Below are 236 nucleotides of genomic sequence, written 5' to 3' on the forward strand. Positions count from 1 at the left end.
GCCCTCGGCCATGAGCGCGCCTTGTAGGTGAATTCATCGAACAGCCGCACCGCGCCAGGCACCACGTCCCGGGTTTGCGCCTCCACCCAAAGCTCGCAGGCGCGAAGCGTTGTCGGTTCAGCCATCTCGTGCAGCTTGACGTTGCAGGAGAAACCGAAGATGAAGTCGATGTTCGGCATGCTGTCGATCATGCCCATCAATTCGGGTCCGCTAAAGTGGCCGTCGCCCCGGACGAG

1 pseudogene is annotated in these 236 nt (G+C 61.9%); it reads right to left on the reverse strand.

Annotation, left to right across the window (positions count from 1 at the left end):
• Nucleotides 1-197: pseudogene (locus tag F1735_RS38685) on the reverse strand (hypothetical protein); the annotation flags it as partial.
• Nucleotides 198-236: the final 39 nt, after the last annotated feature.

Source organism: Massilia genomosp. 1 (genome assembly GCF_011682185.1).
In the GTDB taxonomy this organism is placed as follows: Bacteria; Pseudomonadota; Gammaproteobacteria; order Burkholderiales; family Burkholderiaceae_D; genus Telluria_A; species Telluria_A rubra.